We start from the raw sequence: 18,349 nt of genomic DNA, 5'->3' as shown, positions 1-18,349 counted from the left end.
AGGAGGTCCGGGCCGCAGGACAGATGGATAGGCTGGCCGCATGTCGAACGCCTCGCCCCGCCTGCGCTCCTCGAGCTGGACCTCTCAGACCGTCGGTCTGCTGACCCGGGAGCACCGCTTGGACGTGCCCCTGGACCGCAGCGGACAGGGCGACCCCGCCCCTGACGGAACGACCTCCATCACCGTCTACGCCCGCGAGATGTCAGCCGCCGGCATCGACCCGCTCTCCCGGCCACCACTGGTCTTCCTTCAGGGAGGACCGGGCTGCGAGGCGCCCCGCCCCAGTGCCGACGCCGGGCTGGGATGGATCGGCGCGATCCTGGAGCACCACCGGCTCATCCTCGTCGACCAGCGCGGCACGGGAGCCTCCAGCCCGGTGGACCGGCCCGATGCCGCCGGCTCGCCCACGGCCACCGCCCGGCTGCTCACTCACCTGCGTGCCGACGAGATCGTCGAGGACTGCGAGGACCTGCGCCGAGGCCTGGGCCTGGAGCGCTGGAGCCTGCTGGGCCAGTCCTTCGGAGGGTTCTGCGTCACCCGATACCTGTCCGAGCACGCCGAGAGCCTGGAGACCGTCTACATCACCGGGGGCCTGCCCGCCGTCGGGCACAGCATCGACGAGGTCTACGCCCTCAGCTATGAGGCGATGCGCGTCAAGAGCGAGGAGTACTACACCCGCTACCCCCAGGACCGTGTCCGGATGGCCCGCCTGTCCGAGCTGGCCGGCCGGGGTGAGCTGATCACGGCGAGCGGGGACGCCGTCGGGCCCGAGCGCCTGCGCTCGCTGGGCGCCCTGCTGGGAGGAGCCGGGGGAGCGGATACGATCCACTACCTCCTGGAGCGCGACCCCGTCTCCTGGGCCTTCCGCTATGACCTGGGGCAGTCCCTTGCCTTCGGTGGCAGGTTCCCGCTCTACGCCGTCATTCACGAGTCCTGCTGGGCCGACGCCGGCACCACCGACTGGGCCGCCCAGCGCGTGCGGCCGGCGGCCTTCGACGACGACCCCACGCTGCTGACCGGCGAGCACGTGCGCCGTGAGGTCTTTCTGGAGGACGCGGGCCTGCGACCCTGGCTGGAGGTGGCCGACCTCCTGGCCGCGCACGAGTGGCCGGCGCTCTACGACCCGGTTCGCCTCGGGGCCACGACGACTCCCGGGGCGGCCGCCGTCTACGCCCGCGACGTGTTCGTGCCGATGACCACCTCGCTGGAGACGGCCGCGCTCATCCCCGGCCTGCGCACCTGGATCACCAGCGAGTACGAGCACGACGGCTCGCGAGCCTCGGGCGGCAAGGTCTTCACCCGTCTGCGAGACCTCGCCTCAGGGATGACCGCGCGCTGACCGGACGTGCTGTCGGCCGGGACGGCCGGCGATCCGGTGACGCGCAGAGGCGACCGCCAGGCGATCAGATGTAGATGGTCGGGTCCATCATGAGCTCGGGGTCGGTACGGGGGTCCCGGGCCCGACTGGGGACACCCACCGCGACGTGCCCCTGAGGCAGGTTCTTCACCAGCACCGCGTTGGCCCCGACCTTGGCGCCGTCCTCGACGACCACCGGGCCCAGGACCTTGGCACCGGCTCCGATCTGCACGTCGTTGCCAATGGTGGGGTGGCGCTTGCCCGGGCTCATGGACACCCCGCCCAGGGTCACCCCGTGGAACATGAGGACGTCGTCTCCGACCTCGGCGGTCTCACCGATGACCACCCCCATGCCGTGGTCGATGAAGAAGCGCTCACCGATCCTCGCCGCCGGGTGGATCTCGATGCCGGTGAGGTTGCGGGCGGCCTGGGACAGGGCCCGGGCGGCGAAGCGGTGCCCCTTGTGCCACAGCTTGTGGGCGGCTCGGTGAGCCCACAGGGCGTGGACGCCGGGGTAGAGGAGGGCCACCTCCACGTTGGAGCGGGCGGCGGGGTCACGTCTGCGGGCCGTGGCCAGGTCCTCGCGGGCCAGGTCCAGCAGGGACCGGTGAGAGTTGTGCATGGTGTGCTCCTCTGGTGGGTGGCGGTGCGGCCCAGGTCGGCTTGTCAGCCTTCACCTCACTCGCTGCGCCGGTGACAACACCGACGGCGGCTCCCCTGTTCCCAGGCTCGCCGCCGTCGGAGCAGTCAGTCGAGGTAGTCCTTGTACAGAGGCGTGGTCAGGTAGCGCTCGCCGGTGTCCGGCAGGACGGTGACGATGGTCTTGCCCTCCAGCTCGGGGCGCCTGGCCAGCTCGCTGGCGGCGGCCAGGGCGGCTCCCGAGGAGATGCCCACGAGGAGGCCCTCCTCCGCGGCAGCACGCCGCGCGTAGGTGATGGCCGTCTCGGATTCGATGTGGAGCAGCTCGTCCCAGATGCCCTGGTCGAGGATCTCGGGAACCACGTTGGGTCCCAGGCCCTGGATCTTGTGCGGAGCGGCCTGGCCCTCGCTCAGCAGTGGGGACTCGGAGGGCTCGACGCCGTAGATCCTGACCCCGGGCTTCTCCTGGCGCAGCACCTGGCCCACGCCGGTCAGCGTGCCTCCGGTGCCGATGCCGGCCACGAAGACGTCGATGTCGCCCCCGGTCTGCTCCAGGATCTCCCGGGCCGTGGTCTCTCGGTGAACCTTGGGGTTGGCGGGGTTGGTGAACTGGGAGGCCAGGATCGAGTTCGGGGTGGCCGCCTGGATCTCCTCGGCGCGCTTGACCGCCCCGGCCACGCCGCCCTCGGTGGTCAGCACCAGCTCGGCGCCGAAGGCGCGCATGATGGCTCGCCGCTCCTTGGACATGGTCTCGGGCATGGTGATGATGACCTTGTAGCCCAGGGCCGCGCCCACCATGGCCAGGCCGACACCGGTGTTGCCGGAGGTCGCCTCCACGATGGTGCCGCCGGGCTTGAGAGCGCCGGACTCCTCCGCTGCGCGGACGATGGACAGGGCGATACGGTCCTTGACCGAGGAGGCCGGCTCGAAGGCCTCGACCTTGGCCAGGACGGTGGCGGGTGCGCCATCGGTCACGCGGTTGATGCGAACCAGGGGAGTGTTGCCAACCAGAGCGGTTGCGTCGGGTGCGAAGGTCATAGTGACGTCCTTTGAGGGTTGTGGGTTGGATGAGCACTCGGTGCTGATCGGCCCGCCGGTGAGCCAGGCGGTACCGAGCCCGTGAGAACTCCTGAGAACAGAGAGGGGGAGACGGTCCGCGTCCGTCAGCGGGGTGCCACGTCGTCGTCTAGGTGGTCGTCTAGGTGGCGGGAACAGCAGGAGTGACCGCCTGCTCCGGGAGCGCCGGGCATGCGCGCAGCGGTACGCGCACAGATGTCGTGGCCTGGCGCCCTACCGACACCGGCAGCAGCAACACATGGGGGCGCAGGACGCAGACGGCACGGAGAACGCGGAGAACATGGTGCGCATGACGGTCGTGGCCATCATGGGTCCTCCTGTCCTCAAAGGCGACTGAACTGCGCCTGCCTGTGTCCGAACTGCTCACTGCTCGTGGGCTCCTCCGGGGCCCTGGCGTCCCCGGGTGCCCCCGGCTGCTGCCGGAACCTTACCCCGTGCCCGGCGGCGATCGCCACATCTGCTCTCCGCCTGTGTCACATCGTGGGCATCTGCTGGTTGTGTCCCTGAGCGTGTCGCAATCACACCGGTCAGGGCGTCAGTCAGCGCCGGCGCAGGACCAGTGCCGTCAGGCAGGGGCCACCGGAACCTCGACCAGCCGGCTTCCAGCGGGTTCGGCCCTGCCCTCGCCTCGGGTGATGGCAGCCAGGGGTGCTCGCAGCAGTGCGGCGTCGGCACAGGGGCTCGCCAGAACCACAACGGCGTGGGTCGGTCCCCAGATCGTCTCCTCGACGTGGATAGCCGGCTCGGCCTGCGAGGCGTCGTCGGCCCGGGTGGGTCCCGCCGACACGCCTCGGTCCCGGGAACGCAGATCCGCCTCGATCCTGCCGGCCTGGGCGATCGGCACCCGCAGGTCCCACAGGTGAAGTCGGGTGAGCAGGACGCACGAGGCCCGCTCCAGGGCCTGGGCGGCGGCCTCCGAGTAGGCCCGCACCAGCCCGCCGGTTCCCAGCAGCGTCCCGCCGAAGTAACGGGTGACGACGACGCTCGTGTTGGCCAGTCCCGTTCCCCTCAGCACGTCGAGCATGGGCTGGCCCGCGGTGCCGGAGGGCTCGCCGTCGTCGTTGGAGCGCTCGGTGGGCTGGTGGGAGGCTGCCGAGGCCGACAGGGCGTCGGCCTCCGAGAGGTCGGTGAGCGTCATGGCAGAGCAGTGGTGGCGGGCATCGGGGTAGGTGGAGCGCACACGGGCGATGAACTCGCGGGCCTCGTCCATGGAGTCCGTGCGGCAGGCTCGCGCCAGGAAGTGCGACCTCTTGATCTCCAGGTCGATCTCGGGCTGCTCGCCGCGGGCCAGCGTCAGAAGCCCGGGGGAGACCTGTTCCTGAGACGACTGGTCGGACGGTGCGTGAGGGGCGTGCGAGGCCATGGGGCGATCCTCGCACGGGCAGGTGCGGGATCGATGTCACACGCATTGAGACGGTCCTGGACTGGAAGCCGTCACGTCAATGTCGTTATGGTGTCCCTCGGTCCAGTTTCGAGGGGTCATCTGATCCCTGTGGTTTATGAGAGAGGAGCGGGCCCATGGCAGTGCCGAAGCGGAAGATGTCCCGCAGCAACACCCGCAACCGCCGCTCGCAGTGGAAGGCCAAGCTCACCGAGCTCAACACCATCCGCGTCCAGGGCCGCGAGATCTCCGTGCCCCGCCGTCTGGCGCGGGCCTACAAGGAGGGCCTCATCGAGCAGTGAGGCCGCCGGTGGAGGGTGTCAGCCCTTCATCCCTGCGGGTGTAGCTCAATGGTAGAGCCTCTGCCTTCCAAGCAGATTGCGCGGGTTCGATTCCCGTCACCCGCTCTGTGAGCCGAAAGGGGCCGCCTCCTCGGCGGTCCCTTTCATCACGTCACGGGCTGTGGCGCAGTTTGGTAGCGCACCTGCTTTGGGAGCAGGGGGCCGCGGGTTCAAATCCCGCCAGCCCGACCCCTCGCCGCGCGGGCGACGGTGCGATACGGACGCGTGCGCGCCGGAGAGTGACCCGCGAGCGTGCCGTGCTGCGGGGCCATAGGCTGATGGCATGCCCTCGTACCGATCGATTCTTACGGTGACCGTGCTCAAGACGGGGCACCGACCTGAGGATGTCGAGTCCGCCGCTCGCAACGCCGTGAGACGAACGACCGTTCTGGAGTCCTTTCAGGTCGACGTCGTGCGCGGCGAGCCCCGAGTGACGGTTCGCTTCACCGGTTCTGATGACGTCGAGGCCCGCCGGGTGCACGCCGACGTCGTCGACGCGGTCGGGAAGGTCGCCCGGGTGGAGCGGGACTGGCCGGCCGTCGTCGCCGGTGGTCGGAGCGTGCCGCTGGGCCGGAGGCGGTGACGGATGCTTTCGACCCTGTGTCCAGACTCATGCGCCAGGTGGGGGCGCATCATCGATCCCACTGCCCGTTTGCCCTAAGATGGCACGGATTGACGCCGCAGACACGCGTCCACCGAACGCCTCCGACGGCTTCGGTGTTACCGCAGAACTCAGACCTTGGGAGCAACCCCCGTGAAGACCACTGTCGAGAATCTTGACCCCAGTCGCATCAAGTTGACCGTCGAGGTCCCCTATGAGGAGCTCAAGCCCAGCCTTGATGCCGCCTACAAGGAGATCGGCTCCCAGATCCAGGTTCCCGGCTTCCGTCGCGGCCACGTCCCCAACCGGGTCATCGACCAGCGGGTCGGTCGTGGTGCCGTCATCCAGGAGGCCGTCAACAACAAGCTCTCCGACTTCTACCGGGACGCCATCACCGAGGCCGAGCGGGTTCCCATGCTCCAGCCCGAGGTCGACGTCGTCGAGCTGCCCAACGCCACCGGAGAGAACGGCGGTCGGCTCGCCTTCACCGCCGAGGTCACCGTCCGCCCCGTCATCGAGCTGCCGGACCTGAGCCGGACCGAGCTGAGCGTCGACGCCGTCGAGGTGACCGACGAGGATGTCGATACCGAGCTGGACAGCCTGCGCGCCCGATTCGGCTCCCTGAAGTCCGTGGGCCGTAAGGCCAAGACCGGCGACTTCGTCACCATCGACCTCAAGGCCGTCATCGACGGCGAGGAGGTCGACTCCATCTCGGGCGTCTCCTACGAGATCGGCAAGGGCAACATGCTCAAGGGCCTGGACACCGCCCTGCGCGGCCTCAAGACGGACGAGTCCGCCACCTTCACCACCGAGCTGGCCGGTGGCGAGCACGCGGGTGAGCAGGCCGAGGTCACCGTGACCGCCACCGCCGTCAAGCAACGTGAGCTGCCCAAGGTCGACGATGAGTTCGCCCAGCTCGCCTCCGAGTTCGACACCGTTGAGGAGCTGCGCGAGGACCTCGTCAAGCAGGTCACCGAGCGCAAGACCGGTGAGCAGGCCGTCGCCGCACGTGACGCCCTGCTCGAGCAGCTGCGCAGCGAGATCGCCTTCGACGTCCCCGAGGCCGTCGTCGAGGCCGAGATCGCCCAGCACCTCCAGGCCGAGGGCAAGGAGGGCGACGACGAGCACGCCAAGGAGATCCGCGAGGACATCGTCACCGGCGTGCGCGACCAGATCATCCTCGACGTCCTGGCCGAGGACCTCAAGATCGGCGTGGCCCAGGATGAGCTCCTCGAGTTCCTCTTCCAGACCGCCCAGCAGTACGGCATGGAGCCCGCTCAGTTCCTTCAGGGCGCTCAGCAGGCCGGCCAGATCCCCGCCTTCGTCTCCGAGGTCGCCCGCAACAAGTCCCTGGCCACGGCACTGCGTCAGACCAAGGTCGTCGACTCCAAGGGCGAGACCGTGGACCTGTCCGCCTACGTCGGCTCTGACGAGGACGACGCCACGGCGGCCGCCGAGGCCGCTGCCGTCGCCGCCGAGGCCACCGATGAGGACGGCGCCGACGACTCCGCGGAAGTGAGCTGATAGCCGCCCTGCGCTGGGAAACCTGACGTCGGGGGGCCCACCTTCTTCAAGAAGGTGGGCCCCCCGACGTCCTGTGCGCCGACAGCGTGCTGCCGTGCCGCTGCGGGGAATCAGCTGGCCGTCACCAGCTCCTTGCGCTTGGGGCGAATGACTCCGAAATTGCGCTCGGGAATCGCCATCTTGAAGTAGTACGCCACACCGATGGGGACCACGATGAGACTGACGAAGAGGCAGTAGAACGGCTGGAAGATGAGCCACTTGTTCCCGTGGTCCCAGTGAAGCCACACGATCGCGGCGTAGTAGATGAACAGTGCGAGCAGCAGCGTCCATCCGGGATTGACGACGGCGATCCACCTGAGGACGAACATACTGATCACCACGATGCCGCTGTAGAGCCACAGGAATGGGTGCTGGAAGACGAATCGGAAGTTGATGATGAAGAGTCTGAACGATCCGCCGCTCCACGCAATCCGCTGACGCCACCAGGCGTAGAGCGTATCGGGGGCGTTGGTGTTGACATGGGCAAGAATGTGGACCGCCCTGTATCCCAGGGCGTCACCGATAATGCCCGACTCAATGTCGTTGCCCTGGAAGAACAGGGAGTGACGGGCCATGATCTGGCGCATGACGTCGGTCTTGCCGATGTGAAGGGCGCCACTGAGCAGCCAGGGCATGATTCTGCGGGCGCGCATGGAGACGACGTACTCGTGACGCTGCATCTGGACGATGAAGGGCCCCTTCTTCTGAGGCACGATGGTGACCGAGGCGAAGTCCGCCTTGTTGGCCACCAGGGCGCCGATGATCTGGGTCAGCGGCTCCTGAGCCGTGGTGTCGGCGTCGAGGCAGACGGTGTAGGAGTTGAGCGGGGCGGCCAGCAGCGCGTCTCGGACCACCGTGTCTCTGGTAATGCCCGAGGTGCTCCGCTTGCGTCCCACCTTGCGGGGGACGTACTCGCTGCGGAAGATCCTGAATCCGTAGCGAATCGCGAGGTCCTCCAGGTCCCGGTAGAACTCCTCGGACTCACCGGAGGTCGTGCACAGGACCACGCGATCACCGTAGGGATGCAGGTAGTCCGCGTTCTGGAGATACTTGACGTTGCCGTAGATCGGCACGAGGACACTGAAGTCGTCAGAGCTGATGCTCGGATCCAGCTCTACCGCCTTGTACCACTTCGAGGTGACGCCGGCCCATATGTCAATTCCGATCCAGAACAGGATTCCCACCAGCAGGGTAATGACGATCATGCGGCGGTCCTCTCTGATGCATGGAATTGTGTGGGCGTGCTGAACACTGGTAGCCCCTTACTGGGTTGTGCGGCAGGCGAAGGATATGGCGGTCGGGAGGGAGAGGGGTTATTGAACGGTGAAAGAACGTGGTAGAGTGGTTGAGCAGAGAAGCGAGGCTTGAATTCGTCAGAAGACATGCAGGCTCTCTTGGTGTTCTCTGGGTGGATAAAATCGATGGTGCCACGCCCGCCCCGCATGTGCCACGGTGTGGGAAGCGAGTCACGTCAAGATCTCGGGCACCCACAACCTAACCTATGGAAGGTTTAGTTTTCCTACAAGGGGCCGTGAGTCGACCTACCGGGCCCGTTTGCCACTCGATCGTCGTCAGGCGCGACACCGTGCGTGATGCTCGTGGTCGAGAGGAATCCCACTGGCCCTACGGCGCACCCTGACATACTTCTAGTTTTGCGGATCCCACAGGAACGGGCGGGGTGCGGAGAGCTCAGCGCTCCGCACCCCGCCCGTCCGGCCGCTGCCGCTCCGCCGGGTCGGCGAACTCGTTGATGGCAGGGGTGTCGCCTCCCGCCTTACTTCGCGGCCGTCGCCTCGATCCTGTCGACGTCGACCATCACCAGCTGCATGCGGCACGGCGTCACCGCTGTCAGGGCGTGGCGGTCGTTGGGAGCCAGGTAAATGACGTCCCCGGCGCTCATCCGCTCGGTGCGCTCGCCGATGGAGAAGTCCATCTCCCCCTCCAGGAGCGTGACGACCACGGCGCGAGGGGAGGCGTGCTCAGTGAGGGCCTGACCGGCGTCGAAGGTGAAGACGACGGTGCGGAGGATGTCATTGTTGACGACGACTCGTGAGGTCGTGGCCTCCTCAGAGATCGGGAGGGCGTTGTTGAGGTCGAGCCGGAACAGGGACTCGGTGGACGGGGTGCTCGAAGAGGGGGGCATGGTGTACTCCTTCGGTATGGTTGATGAGGGACGGGTGACGACGAGTCCTGTGGAGACTACGAGGGCAGGGACGACCACGCCATGAGGCGTCGGCGCAGCGGGCGCAGGATGCACAGCTCAAGCATGAGCGTCAGTGCGGCCATGATGACGGACAGGGCGAAGACGTCGGCCGTCTCCAGGTTGGTGCGTGCCTGCTGGACCTGCGCGCCGAGCCCCGTCGGGGTGCTCAGAAGCTCTGCCATGACCGTCACCCTCACGGACTGCCCGACGGCGACTGTCAGCGCGGACAGTACCGGTGGTGCGACCGCGGGCAGGATGATTCGGCGGATCGTCCACACACGGGACTTGGAGAAGACCGTCGCCATCTCCAGCAGATCGCCGTCGACATTGAGGACCGCGTCGCGCATGGAGGCCACCAGCAGTGGCAGCGTGACCAGGGTGACGACCAGGATGACGACTCCCGCCGTCGGGCCGAGCCAGATCATCCCGACCACGACGAGCACGATCGGCGGCACGGCCATGAGGACCTGAACCCAGGAGTCCAGCAGCTCGCGCAGCCAGGTCCAGGTGCCCAGTGCCCAGCCCGTCGGGATGCCGATGAGGCAGGACAGTCCCAGACCGATGACGGCTCTGGAGACAGTCAGCCACAGCGTCCAGCCCAGGTCGCCGTCGTCGATGAGCCCCAGGAAGGCGCGCCATGTCGCCTCCGGGCCGGGAAGCGCGTACTCGGGCTGGTCCAGCGCGGCCCAGTACCAGATGAGGATCGCCAGACCGATGCCGGCCCACCACAGCAGGCGCGCGCGCCAGCGTGCGAGGGTGGAGGGACGCTCCGGGATCACCGGGGGTCTTTCAGGTAGAAGTCGTCGGCCGGCATCTTGCCGCCGACGATGTCCGGGCTGACAGTGGACAGGCGGGTGTAGAAGTCGACCAGCTGGTCCTTGGCCTGGGCCGCCGGAACCAGGTTCAGCTGGAGACGGGGGATCACCTCGGTGACGATCGGAGCGGGGACCTCGGTCCTCTGGGAGATCGCGTTGACGGTCTCCTCGGAGGCCGCGTTGGTGGCCGCGATGCAGGCCTCCACCTCATTGAGGACCGCTCCGACCGCCTGTGGGTTGGAGTCCGTGATCTCCTGCGGCATGACGAGGCCGGCCATGGGGAACCTCGCCTCTCCACCGGTCACCTCGGACCAGACCTGCTGGAGGTCGGCCGTCCGCTCCAGGACCTTGCCCTGCTGCTTGGCCCTGGCCAGGCTGACACTGGCGGGGTGCTCCGGAAGGACTGCGAACTCGGCGTTTCCCGCCAGAAGGTTGGACAGGGCCTCCTGACCGTCGGTGTAGCTCTGGATCGTCAGGTCCTTGTCCGTGTCCCAGCCCTTCTGCCCGAGCAGGTAGCGGAAGACGAGGTCCGGCATGTTGTTCGGCATGGGCACGGCCACCGTCTTGCCGCGCAGGGCCTCGAGACCCTGCGCCGAGGACCCCTCCGGGCCGACGACGTAGAGCATGCCCCATACCTGCATCGCCACCAGGCGCAGCGGGACGCCCTTGTTGAACAGGTTGGCGGCGGCGTAGGACGGGGTGGCGGCCAGGTCGGTCTGCTTCTGCACGAGCAGTGTCCTCATCGCATCGATGCTCGACCAGTTCTCCACCGTGGCCTTGCCGATCGTCGGGGCCAGCTTGCCCTGCTGGCCGAACAGTGTCATCGGCGCCATGTAGGCCAGGGTGGTGGGAACGTGCACGCGCAGGGTGTCGATATGCCCGCCCGTCCCGCTGGAGGAGGCTCTGCCCGAGCGCGATGAGCAGGCCGACAGGAGCGCCGGCGACAGAAGTCCGAGGCCGGCCAGGGTCATGAGGGAACGGCGCCTGATCGGGGCCGCCAAGGTGCGTGCGGTGCCTGCGCGTGAGCTGGTCATGGTGCTGAGTCCTTCGTGGTCGAGGTGGATGAGGCTGTAGGGGTGTGGAGGAGGACGTGGAGAAGGGCGCGGCAAAGGGCGCGGGAGGTGGTGGAGCGCCTGCTGCCGGTCGCCCGATGTTCAGGTGGACAGGTGCCAGGTGCCCGGCGGGCCGTCGAGGCGGAGATGGAGGTGAGAGACCTCCTCGGCCTCGTCGGGGTCGTGGGTGACCCAGACGGTGACGACGTCCTGGTCGGCGAGCAGGGCGATGAGGTCGGCCCGCAGCGCGGTGGCCAGGGGACGGTCGAGGGCGGAGAAGGGCTCGTCCACCAGCAGCAGGGTCGGTTGCGTGGACAGTGCCCGGGCGATGGCCACCCGCTGGCGCATGCCGCCGGAGAGGCGGGCCGGCGGGAGGTGACCCGCCGAGGCGAGTCCCACTCGCTCGAGCCACTGGACGGCCGTCAGGTCCGGCGTCGGGCCGCCGACCACCAGGGAGATGTTGCGGTGCGCCGAGTACCAGGGCATGAGCCTCGGCTCCTGAAAGACCTGGGACAGTCGCCCCGCGGGTCGGGAGACGGTGCCGGCGTCGGTGTCGGACAGTCCCGAGATCGCCCGCAGCAGCGTCGTCTTGCCCGCGCCGGAGGCGCCGGTGACTGCCAGGGTCTGCCCGGGGCGGACCGTCACGGACAGGTCCTCCACCAGGGTCAGGCCCCGGCGGATCATCGTCACGTGCTCGAGCCTGAGGTCGCCGCGGCCCTCATCGTGCTGAGCCGGCGGGCCCTCGAGGACCCGGGTTCCTGCCTCGGTGCCCGTCATGAGGCCGGAACCTCACGGTCGGTGGCGTCTCCGGCCTCCTCGGCCGCTTCGGAGCCCAGATCCGTCACGGTGTGCTCATCGTGGTTCCCATTGTGCTTGTCAGTGGGGGAGCCGGGCTTGCGCGCGACCATGCCGATGGCCCGCAGGGCCTCACCCTGAAGGCGGAAGCTCTGCCTCATGGCGTTGACCCTCTCGCGCGCGCCCGGGGTACTCCGCATGGCGCGCCAGAAGCGCAGGGCGCCCAGGACGCCCTCGTCCTCGACGATGCGTGAGGGCTCGAGCAGACTCATGGAGGCGGTTCCGTTCCAGGTCACCTCGAGCCCGGCCTCGCGCAGCAGCTCCTCCCAGGCCGGCTCGGTCAGGGGACGGGCCCCGACCTTGATCGTGCGGGAGATGCTTCTGCGGATCTCCTCGAGCTCCTCGGGGGAGCGGTCGGCGCGCAGGGCCAGCTCATGGATCGCGTAGCGGCCGCCCGGCGCCAGGATGCGGGCGACCTCCGCGATGATCTCGCGCTTGTGGTCGTCGGACTGGATCGTCAGCATCGCCTCGCCGACGACGAGGTCCGCGCTGGCGTCGGGCAGGCCGGTGTCGGCGGCGTCGGCCACGACGTACTCGGCCTCGGTCTGCCGGCCGTGGGCGGCGAGGACGTCGGCGACCTGCTCGCGACCCTCGGGGTTGGGGTCCACGCCCTTGTAGGAGGCGGGGCGGGCGGCCAGGAGGATCTCGGCGGTTCTGCCGACACCGGGGCCCAGCTCGACGACGCGATCGGCCGACGTCGGCTCGGCGGCCTCCAGCAGGCGCCGGGTCAGGCCGATTCCTCCCGGACGCAGGACCCTCTTACCGAGCGTGGCCAGCAGCCAGTGCCCCTGCATGCGCTGCGCCTCGGGACCTTGACGGGTTCCGCGCTCCGAGGAGGGGCCGGCGGGCGATGAGGCCGGTGCGTCCTGGGGCTTCGGGGGCTGGTTCGCGCTCACGGTTCGTCCTCCTCGGTCGCGCGCCGCCGAGGCGTGCGGACGGCGTTCACGCAAATACGTAACGAAACCCTATCGTATATGTTTGTTATAACAAGACTGTGTGAGGTGTGTCTACTCCGGGAGCGCTCTCCGTGTGGTTCTCGGTGGCATACGTCGGGTGATGGGCTGTGGGCGACGGCGGCGGAGGGCGGTTCTCGGGGCGGGGCTGGTGGCGTGGTGGCCGCGGGGTCGCAGTGAGTCGGTGGTGAGCCCGTGCCGGGGCTGCTGTGGATCGGTCGCTGGTTGCGTGACGGCTGCGTTCCTGCGCGGGTATCTCCACCTGCGCCGTGGGCGAAAAGGGCGCCATGGCGGGCATAGCGGATGGCTGGGCCGCGTTAGCGTTGGCGATACCGAACATGAGAGGACTGACGTGAGCGAGCTCTATACACCCGCTGCGGTCGCCCCGCCCCAGGCAGCCGACGCCAACGGTGCAGGCTTGGGGCTGACCGACTCCATCTACAACCGCCTCCTCAAGGAGCGCATCATCTGGCTCGGTTCCGAGGTGCGTGACGACAATGCCAATGCCATCTGCGCCCAGATGCTGCTGCTGGCCGCCGAGGATCCTGAGCGGGACATCTACCTCTACATCAACAGCCCCGGCGGTTCGGTCACCGCCGGTATGGCCATCTACGACACCATGCAGTACGTCCAGCCCGACGTCGCCACCGTGGCCACGGGGCTCGCCGCCTCCATGGGGCAGCACCTGCTGTCGGCCGGCGCCAAGGGCAAGCGCTACCTCACCCCCCACGCCCGGGTGCTCATGCACCAGCCCTCCGGCGGCGCCGGGGGGTCGGCCACGGACATCCGCATCAATGCCGACCTCATCATCAAGATGAAGCAGGAGCTCGCGGAGATCACGGCGGCCAACACCGGTCACACGGTGGAGGAGATCATCGCCGACTCCGACCGGGACCACTGGTTCTCGGCCCAGGAGGCCCTCGAGTACGGCTTCGTCGACCACATCGTGCGCTCCAGCCGGGAGATCGGCAAGCAGAACGGAGACAACTGACATGTCCTCGACCCGTCCCTACTTCGAGGCCGTCGCCCGCCAGGCCGGCGCCATGCCGCAGGCCCGCTACGTGCTGCCCCAGTTCGAGGAGCGCACCGCCTACGGCTTCAAGCGCCAGGACCCCTACGCCAAGCTCTTCGAGGACCGCATCGTCTTCATGGGCGTCCAGGTCGACGACGCCTCGGCCGACGACATCATGGCCCAGCTCCTGGTCCTGGAGTCCCAGGACCCCGACGGCCTCATCACCATGTACATCAACAGTCCCGGCGGCTCCTTCACGGCGCTGACGGCCATCTACGACACCATGCAGTACATCAAGCCGCAGGTGCAGACCGTCTGCCTGGGGCAGGCCGCCTCCGCCGCCGCCGTGCTGCTGGCCGCCGGCAGCCCGGGCAAGCGCCTGGCCCTGCCCAACGCACGTGTCCTCATCCACCAGCCCGCCATGGAGGGGATGCAGGGGCAGGCCAGCGACATCGAGATCGTCGCCGACGAGATCGACCGCATGCGCTCCTGGCTGGAGGACACACTGGCCTCACACACCGGTCAGGACCGCGAGAAGATCCACGCCGACCTCGAGCGGGACAAGATCCTCACGGCCGCGGCCGCCAAGGACTACGGGATCGTGGACCAGGTGCTCACCTCACGCAAGACGCCGGCCTCTCCCCACTCCTCCTGAGACTCGACCGGGGCAGTGTCACGGTGGTGACAACTGCATTGAGACTGCGCGCGGCGCTCCCGCCGGCTTCCGGCGGGAGCGCCGACCGTGCAGCCGGTGAAAATCGAATGCGCAAACGCTGGCAGCGCGGTGCTCAACATGGCATATTGCGGACTGGACACGCCGCCATGTCTTGGGGGCACCTGCCGGCTCAGCCCGTAGGCTGGCGCAGGGCCCGCCCGGGCACGGGGACCGATGACGAATCTGGAGGAAACTGTGGCACGTAACGCTGAGAGTGTGGATCTGCTCAAGTGCTCCTTCTGCGGGAAGAGCCAGAAGCAGGTCAAGAAGCTCATCGCCGGGCCCGGTGTCTATATCTGCGACGAGTGCATCGAGCTGTGCAACGAGATCGTCGATGAGGAGCTGGGCGAGTCCGGCGCCGGCGTGCCTCTCGAGCTGCCCAAGCCTCAGGAGATCTTCGACTTCCTCAACCAGTACGTCATCGGCCAGGAGGCCGCCAAGCGCGCCATGAGCGTGGCGGTCTACAACCACTACAAGCGCGTCCAGGTCAAGGAGCGCTCCGTGGCCGAGGGCGACGGCCTGGAGCTGGGCAAGTCCAACATCCTCCTGCTGGGGCCGACCGGAACCGGCAAGACCCACCTGGCCCGCACCCTGGCCCGCCTCCTCGACGTCCCCTTCGCCATCGTCGACGCCACCGCCCTGACCGAGGCCGGTTACGTGGGCGAGGACGTGGAGAACATCCTCCTCAAGCTCATTCAGGCCGCCGACGGCGACGTCAAGCGCGCCGAGAAGGGCATCATCTACATCGACGAGATCGACAAGATCGGTCGCAAGGCGGAGAACCCCTCCATCACCCGCGACGTCTCGGGCGAGGGGGTCCAGCAGGCGCTGCTCAAGATCATCGAGGGCACGACGGCCTCCGTGCCCCCGGGCGGCGGGCGCAAGCACCCGCACCAGGAGTTCCTGGAGATCGACACCACCAACATCCTCTTCATCGCCGCCGGCGCCTTCGCCGGGATCGAGGAGATCGTGCGCCAGCGTCAGCGCAAGGAGTCCGGTGCCCAGATGGTGGGCTTCGGCGCGCAGCTGGGCGGCAGCACGGGCTCGCAGGACGTCTTCACCTCGCCGGTGCGCCCCGAGGACCTGCACAAGTTCGGGCTCATTCCCGAGTTCATCGGGCGTCTGCCCGTCATCGCCACCGTCCAGGACCTGGGGGTGCGCGAGCTCGTGCGTGTCATGACCGAGCCCAAGAACGCCCTGGTGTCTCAGTACCAGTACCTCTTCAGCCTCGACGGCGTCGAGCTCGAGCTGACCGACGCCGCCATCGAGGCGGTGGCCTCTCTCGCCCTGGAGCGCAAGACCGGGGCCCGCGGACTGACCTCCATCGTGGAGGAGGTCCTGGGGCAGGCCATGTTCGAGGTGCCCTCGCTGCCCGAGGTCGGACGCGTCGTCGTCGACGCCGATGCGGTCAGGGGCACCGGGAAGCCGCGCTACCAGGCGGGCTCGGGCACGCTGCGCTCGACTGCCAAGGCGGGGGAGCGGAGCCGGACCGCATGAGCGCGGGGCAGGCCGGCGTCCCCCCGCAGCTGGCCCTCTACCGCGCCACCATCGACAACCTGGACGCTGCTCTCGTTCACCTGCTGGCCGAGCGCTTCCGCTGCACCCAGCAGGTGGGCCTGCTCAAGGCCCAGCTGGACCTGCCACCGGCCGATCCCGGGCGCGAGCGTCAGCAGGTGGCGCGCCTGCGGGCGCTGGCCGAGGAGTCCGGACTCGACCCGGTCTTCGCCGAGAAGTTCTTCGCCTTCATCGTCGCCGAGGTCATTCAGCACCACGAGGAGATCCGCGACGGGCACGAGGCGGAGCGCGCCCGGCGTGCGCAGCTGCCGGAACCGACGGACGCAGTTACCTAGGGTGTTCAGCCCTTCGACGGCGTGGCGGAGGCACTCGGCGTCAGCGGCGTGCGCGTGTAGAGCGCGTCGATCTCAGCCGCGAAGCGCTTCTCCGCCTCGGCGCGGCGCACCTTGAGCGAGGGCGTGAGCAGACCGTTGGCCACCGTGAAGTCCGTGGGCAGAACCTCGAAGGTGCGGATCGACTCGGCCCGCGAGACCGCCTCATTGGTCCTGGCCACCGCTCTTTCCAGGGCGGCGCGCACCCGCGGGTCCTGAGCGGCGTCGACGACGGTCATCTCCTCCAGGCCGTGGGAGCTGAGCCACAGCGGCAGCATCTCCGCGTCCAGGGTCACGAGTGCTCCGACGCAGGGGCGGTTCTCACCCACCACGAGCACCTGACTGACCAGCGGGTGCCCGCGCAACCGGTCCTCCAGGGGCGCCGGGGCGACGTTCTTGCCGCCGGCGGTGACGATGAGCTCCTTCTTGCGCCCGGTGATGCGCAGGAACCCCTCGGCGCCCTGGAAGGAGCCGATGTCACCGGTGCGAAGCCAGCCGTCGGCGGTGAAGGACTCGGCGGTGGCCTCGGGGTTGTTGTGGTAGCCGGCGAAGGTGCCGATGCCCCGAACCAGGATCTCCCCGTCATCGCCCAGGCGGACCGCGCAACCGGGAAGCGGCGTGCCGACGGTCCCGATCCGGGTGGCGCCGGGCAGGTTGACCGAGCACGGCCCCATGGTCTCGGTCAGGCCGTAGCCCTCCAGGACGGTCACTCCGGCACCGCGGTAGAAGTGGCCCAGGCGCTCGCCCAGCGGTCCGCCTCCGGAGATCACGTGGGTCACCTGCCCACCCAGGACGGAGCGCAGGGTGGAGAAGACGAGTCGGTCGAAGGCGGCGCGCTGGGCCCTCAGCCTGCGCGATGGTCCCTCGGGGGTGTCCAGGGCGCGCGAGTAGGCGATCGCGGTCTTGGCGGCCATACGGAAGACCTTCTGCTTGGCGCCGCTGGCCTTGGCGTCCGCGGCGTTGTAGATCTTCTCGAAGACGCGCGGCACGGCCAGGACCGCGGTGGGGCGGAAGGAGCCCAGGTCGTTCACAAGGTTGCGCACGTCGGGCACGTGCCCCAGCACGCCGGCGCGCGAGCACACGATCGCGATCTCCACGAATCGGCCCAGGACGTGGGCCAGCGGCAGGAACAGCAGGAAGCGGACCTCGGCCCCGCCCAGGACCTCGGGCACGTGCGGGCAGACGTTGACGCACAGGTGCACCAGGTTGCCGTGACTGAGTTCGACGCCCTTGGGGCGGCCCGTGGTGCCCGAGGTGTAGACGATCGTGGCCAGGGACTGCGAGGTCAGGGCCGCGGTGCGCCGGTCGAGCTCGCCGGCATCCACTTCCCGGCCGGCCTCGATGAGCCCCAGGACGTCCTCGCGCTCGACGCACAGGACCTGCAGATCCGCCAGCTCGGGCACGGCCGAGGCCAGCGCGCCGACCATCGAGGCCATGGCCTCGTTCTCCACGACGATGAGCCGCACCCCGGCGTCGGTGAGGATCCACTGGGCCTGCTCGGCCGAGGAGGTCTCGTAGACGGGGACCACCACCAGGCCCGCCTCCCAGGCGGCGAAGTCCAGCAGCGTCCACTCGTACGACGTGTGTGACATGATGCCGACGGCGTCGCCGGGTTCGAGCCCCCTGGCCACCAGTCCCGCGGCCACCTCACGGACCTGGGCGCGGAAGGCGCCGGCGCTCATCTCGCGCCAGCGTCGTCCCAGCGGGGACGTGCGGGCGATGAGTCCGCCGTCGGGATTGCGGCGCACGCGCTCGGCCAGTGCCCATGGCGTCGTCATGCCGTCATGAACCGGGACCAGGAGCTCGGTGGCGTGTTCCCCGGACGGGGCGGGGGAGGCGGCGTCGGCCGGGGTGGTGGGGGCGTCGGTCATGGCTGCAAGTATGCCCGCCCCGGCCGGT

The 18,349-nt window shown here is 68.7% G+C and carries 18 protein-coding genes and 2 tRNA genes; 10 read left to right on the top strand and 10 right to left on the bottom strand.

Features of this window, described 5'->3' with window-relative positions:
• The first annotated feature begins 40 nt into the window (after positions 1-40).
• The gene (locus HCR68_RS05890; RefSeq protein ID WP_167147456.1) at positions 41-1,339 is read left to right on the top strand and encodes an alpha/beta fold hydrolase; all 1,299 of its coding nucleotides are present in this window, start codon (positions 41-43) and stop codon (positions 1,337-1,339) included.
• A gap of 64 nt (positions 1,340-1,403) precedes the next feature.
• Here the strand turns inward: HCR68_RS05890 and epsC are convergent, their stop codons facing one another.
• From epsC to HCR68_RS05875, 3 genes are all read right to left on the bottom strand, one after another.
• Complete coding sequence (epsC, locus tag HCR68_RS05885; protein ID WP_167147453.1) at positions 1,404-1,979, bottom strand: serine O-acetyltransferase EpsC; 576 nt, start codon at positions 1,977-1,979, stop codon at positions 1,404-1,406.
• A gap of 125 nt (positions 1,980-2,104) precedes the next feature.
• Positions 2,105-3,034, bottom strand: coding sequence for a cysteine synthase A (gene cysK, locus HCR68_RS05880; protein ID WP_167147450.1), 930 nt, complete (start codon positions 3,032-3,034; stop codon positions 2,105-2,107).
• Positions 3,035-3,638: 604 nt separating this feature from the next.
• Positions 3,639-4,436 (bottom strand): YigZ family protein, encoded by a 798-nt coding sequence (locus HCR68_RS05875; protein ID WP_167147448.1) that lies wholly within the window; start codon positions 4,434-4,436, stop codon positions 3,639-3,641.
• 155 nt (positions 4,437-4,591) lie between these two features.
• On the opposite strand from HCR68_RS05875, the gene rpmF reads away from it, so the two are divergent.
• The 5 genes from rpmF to tig all read left to right on the top strand — a co-directional run bounded on the left by rpmF (position 4,592) and on the right by tig (position 6,920).
• Complete coding sequence (gene rpmF / locus HCR68_RS05870) at positions 4,592-4,756, top strand: 50S ribosomal protein L32 (RefSeq protein ID WP_003784449.1); 165 nt, start codon at positions 4,592-4,594, stop codon at positions 4,754-4,756.
• A 34-nt stretch (positions 4,757-4,790) separates the two neighbouring features.
• Positions 4,791-4,861 (top strand) — tRNA-Gly (locus tag HCR68_RS05865).
• A gap of 49 nt (positions 4,862-4,910) precedes the next feature.
• Positions 4,911-4,984: transfer RNA gene (locus HCR68_RS05860), tRNA-Pro, on the top strand.
• Between the two features lie 94 nt (positions 4,985-5,078).
• On the top strand, positions 5,079-5,378 hold the full coding sequence (locus HCR68_RS05855) for an FMN-dependent dehydrogenase (protein ID WP_167147445.1): 300 nt from the start codon (positions 5,079-5,081) through the stop codon (positions 5,376-5,378).
• A gap of 171 nt (positions 5,379-5,549) precedes the next feature.
• The gene (gene tig, locus HCR68_RS05850; protein ID WP_167147442.1) at positions 5,550-6,920 is read left to right on the top strand and encodes a trigger factor; all 1,371 of its coding nucleotides are present in this window, start codon (positions 5,550-5,552) and stop codon (positions 6,918-6,920) included.
• Positions 6,921-7,030: 110 nt separating this feature from the next.
• Here tig and HCR68_RS05845 read toward each other — a convergent pair whose 3' ends face one another.
• The 6 genes from HCR68_RS05845 to HCR68_RS05820 form a co-directional block, all read right to left on the bottom strand.
• Positions 7,031-8,164 (bottom strand): glycosyltransferase family 2 protein, encoded by a 1,134-nt coding sequence (locus HCR68_RS05845; RefSeq protein ID WP_167147440.1) that lies wholly within the window; start codon positions 8,162-8,164, stop codon positions 7,031-7,033.
• A gap of 569 nt (positions 8,165-8,733) precedes the next feature.
• Entirely contained in the window at positions 8,734-9,102 is a 369-nt protein-coding gene (locus HCR68_RS05840) for a cupin domain-containing protein (protein ID WP_167147437.1), read from the bottom strand.
• A gap of 56 nt (positions 9,103-9,158) precedes the next feature.
• Positions 9,159-9,941, bottom strand: coding sequence for an ABC transporter permease (locus HCR68_RS05835; RefSeq protein WP_167147434.1), 783 nt, complete (start codon positions 9,939-9,941; stop codon positions 9,159-9,161).
• Positions 9,938-11,011, bottom strand: a complete 1,074-nt coding sequence (locus tag HCR68_RS05830; RefSeq protein ID WP_243858961.1) for an MqnA/MqnD/SBP family protein — start codon at positions 11,009-11,011, stop codon at positions 9,938-9,940. Before HCR68_RS05830 ends, HCR68_RS05835 begins: the two co-directional genes overlap by 4 nt.
• A 120-nt stretch (positions 11,012-11,131) precedes the next feature.
• On the bottom strand, positions 11,132-11,713 hold the full coding sequence (locus HCR68_RS05825; protein WP_167147609.1) for an ATP-binding cassette domain-containing protein: 582 nt from the start codon (positions 11,711-11,713) through the stop codon (positions 11,132-11,134).
• A gap of 89 nt (positions 11,714-11,802) precedes the next feature.
• The gene (locus HCR68_RS05820) at positions 11,803-12,780 is read right to left on the bottom strand and encodes a class I SAM-dependent methyltransferase (protein WP_243858960.1); all 978 of its coding nucleotides are present in this window, start codon (positions 12,778-12,780) and stop codon (positions 11,803-11,805) included.
• A gap of 409 nt (positions 12,781-13,189) precedes the next feature.
• Between HCR68_RS05820 and HCR68_RS05815 the strand changes: the two genes are divergently transcribed.
• The 4 genes from HCR68_RS05815 (at position 13,190) to HCR68_RS05800 (ending at position 16,414) form a co-directional block, all read left to right on the top strand.
• Positions 13,190-13,828, top strand: a complete 639-nt coding sequence (locus HCR68_RS05815; RefSeq protein ID WP_009404125.1) for an ATP-dependent Clp protease proteolytic subunit — start codon at positions 13,190-13,192, stop codon at positions 13,826-13,828.
• 1 nt (position 13,829) lies between these two features.
• Positions 13,830-14,504: an ATP-dependent Clp protease proteolytic subunit gene (locus HCR68_RS05810; RefSeq protein ID WP_126413880.1), complete on the top strand. Its 675-nt coding sequence runs from the start codon at positions 13,830-13,832 to the stop codon at positions 14,502-14,504.
• A gap of 255 nt (positions 14,505-14,759) precedes the next feature.
• Positions 14,760-16,061 (top strand): ATP-dependent Clp protease ATP-binding subunit ClpX, encoded by a 1,302-nt coding sequence (gene clpX / locus HCR68_RS05805; protein ID WP_167147431.1) that lies wholly within the window; start codon positions 14,760-14,762, stop codon positions 16,059-16,061.
• Entirely contained in the window at positions 16,058-16,414 is a 357-nt protein-coding gene (locus HCR68_RS05800) for a chorismate mutase (RefSeq protein ID WP_167147429.1), read from the top strand. Before clpX ends, HCR68_RS05800 begins: the two co-directional genes overlap by 4 nt.
• A 5-nt stretch (positions 16,415-16,419) precedes the next feature.
• Here the strand turns inward: HCR68_RS05800 and HCR68_RS05795 are convergent, their stop codons facing one another.
• Positions 16,420-18,321, bottom strand: coding sequence for a long-chain fatty acid--CoA ligase (locus HCR68_RS05795; protein WP_167147427.1), 1,902 nt, complete (start codon positions 18,319-18,321; stop codon positions 16,420-16,422).
• Positions 18,322-18,349 lie beyond the last annotated feature (28 nt).

This window comes from Actinomyces sp. ZJ308 (genome assembly GCF_011752065.1).
In the GTDB taxonomy this organism is placed as follows: Bacteria; Actinomycetota; Actinomycetes; order Actinomycetales; family Actinomycetaceae; genus Actinomyces.
Note: the sequence above shows the minus strand (reverse complement) of the source record. Positions and strands in the feature narration are given on the sequence as shown.